This is a genomic window from Brevundimonas sp., assembly GCF_036677305.1.
Lineage (GTDB): Bacteria > Pseudomonadota > Alphaproteobacteria > Caulobacterales > Caulobacteraceae > Brevundimonas.
On record NZ_JAKFEB010000080.1, the window covers coordinates 1 to 2468 of the forward strand.

Genomic DNA, 2468 nt, shown 5'->3' on the forward strand with positions numbered 1-2468 from the left:
CGCCTTTTCGGTGTCATCGCCTTCCAGCGTCAGGGTCACGGCCGGCTTGCCGGCCTGGAACTCCTCCATCGCCGTCGCCTTGCGGGCGCGCATGGCGTCGGCGAGGGCGTCCATGTCGAGACCGGCGGCGCGAGCCTGGGAGAACATGCCCTCGGAGCGCATCTCCTCTTCCTTGACGTGGTGCTCGATCATTTCGGACAGCACCTTGACCTTGGCGTCGTAGAAATCCTCTGCCGGACCGCCGGCCTCAATCTCGTTGATCAGCAGCTTGGCCCCGTCGTGTTCGACATAGGCCTCGTTCAGCAGGTCTTCCTCGATCTTGCCGCGGCAGGCCGGATAGAAGACCTCCTCCTCGATCACGGTGTGGACCTTCAGCTCGAAACAGGCCTGTTCGGCGAGCGCCTGCTTCCTCGATTTCGAGGTCGCCTTCTCGAACGCCGCGAAGATGTCCTCCACCTTGCGGTGGTCGGCCTTCAGCATCGCGATCGCGTCCATTTCTTCGTAGGTCTGGGCCATGTCTTCCTCCTGGCAAACGGTGGGGTCTGGCCGCTTAAGGCGCGGAGAAGGCTGGCGTTCCATTGTCAGCCCAGCTGAGAGTCGTTCTCGCGAATTCGCCCCTCCGGGCGTCCGGCGCCCGACACAAGGGGCTCGTTTCGAGCAGTTTCGCGTTCATTCGCAGAACAGCCCGGGAGCCGCGCCGTGATCGACCACCTCGCCCTCGACGTCACCGACATCGACCGGTCGCGCGCCTTCTACGCCGCCGCCCTCGCTCCGCTCGGTTTCCGGGTCATGGCCGAGGAGAAGGACGGCGAGGCGACCATCGTCATGTTCGGGATCGAAGCGCCCGAATTCGTCATCGCCGACAAGGACCGGCCGGGCGAGGCCAACCACGTCGCCTTCCGCGCCGCGAGCCGGGCCCAGGTCGACGCCTTCCACAAGTCGGCTCTGAAGGCGGGCGGCCGCGACAACGGCGGGCCCGGCGTGCGGGAGAACTACAGTCCCACCTACTACGCCGCCTTCGTGCTCGATCCCGACGGGTTCAATATCGAGGCCGTCTGCCACGCGCCCGGTTGATGCGACCGATTCTGACGCACCAGGCGGCTAGGGTGGAACGCGTCGGGCGGCGAAATGTCCGAATTGTCCGAAAATGTCCCACGAATTTTTCGGACATTGGACACTTCAGATCACGGCGAAAAAACTTGACGTTGACGTAAACGTAGGTTTTCTGGCGTCCAAGCTTGAATCCGTCCTTATTGGAGACCGACTCCCATGGCCGACGCCTATATCTACGACGCGGTGAGAACCCCGCGCGGCAAGGGCAAGAAGGACGGGTCCCTGCACGAGATCACAGGCCTCAGCCTGGCGACCCAGGTGCTTGAGGCCCTGCGCGACCGCAACGATCTGGACACCTCCAAGGTCGACGACGTCATCCTCGGCTGCGTCACCCCCGTGGGCGAGCTCGGCGCCGACATCGCCCGCACCGCCGTGCTCTCGGCCGGCTGGGCCCAGACCACCGCCGGCGTCCAGATCAACCGCTTCTGCGCCTCGGGCCTGGAAGCCGTGAACATGGCCACCGCCAAGGTGAAATCCGGCGAGGCCGACTTCGCCGTCGGCGGCGGCGTCGAGGCGATGAGCCGCGTGCCCATGGGTTCGGACGGCGGCGCCTGGCCCGTCGACCCCTCCTCGGCCTTCCCGACCTATTTCGTGCCGCAGGGCGTGTCGGCCGACATGATCGCCTCGAAATACGGTTTCAGCCGCGACGACGTCGACGCCTATTCGATGGAAAGCCACAAGCGCGCCGCCGCCGCCTGGGCCGACGGCCGGTTCTCGAAATCGGTGGTGCCGGTCAAGGACCAGCTGGGCCTGACCATCCTCGACCGCGACGAGACCATCCGCCCCAACACCGACATGCAGACCCTCGGCGCCCTGAACCCGTCCTTCGCCATGATGGGCGAGATGGCCTTCGACGCCGTGATCGGCCAGCGCTACCCCGAGGTCGAGCGCATGACCCACGTCCACACCCCCGGCAACTCCTCCGGCATCGTCGACGGCTCGGCCGGCGTCCTGATCGGCACGCTGGAGGCCGGCAAGGCCCTGGGCCTGAAGCCGCGCGCCAAAATCCTCGGCGGCGCCTCGATCGGATCCGAGCCCTCGATCATGCTGACCGGCCCCGAGTTCGTGACCCGCAAGCTGCTGGGCAAGCTGGGCATGACCCCCGCCGACATCGACCTGTGGGAGCTGAACGAGGCCTTCGCCGCCGTGGTGCTGCGCTACATGCAGGCGCTCGACATCGACCATTCGAAGATGAACGTGAACGGCGGCGGCATCTCCATGGGCCACCCGCTGGGCGCCACGGGCGCCATGATCACCGGCATCGCCCTGGACGAGCTGGAGCGCTCCAACCGCTCGACCGCCCTGATCACCCTGTGCATCGGCGGCGGCATGGGCACCGCCACCGTCATCGAACG

General features: G+C 66.4%; 3 protein-coding genes. 2 read left to right on the forward strand and 1 reads right to left on the reverse strand.

Annotated elements, in window-relative coordinates:
* The coding region (locus tag V6M42_RS04615) for a hemerythrin domain-containing protein (RefSeq protein ID WP_332677463.1) at positions 1 to 516 on the reverse strand (516 nt) is incomplete at its 3' end.
* Between the two features lie 183 nt (positions 517 to 699).
* Here V6M42_RS04615 and V6M42_RS04620 point away from each other — a divergent pair.
* On the forward strand, positions 700 to 1074 hold the full coding sequence (locus V6M42_RS04620; RefSeq protein ID WP_332677466.1) for a VOC family protein: 375 nt from the start codon (positions 700 to 702) through the stop codon (positions 1072 to 1074).
* Between the two features lie 195 nt (positions 1075 to 1269).
* The coding region (locus V6M42_RS04625; RefSeq protein WP_332677468.1) for an acetyl-CoA C-acetyltransferase at positions 1270 to 2468 on the forward strand (1199 nt) is incomplete at its 3' end.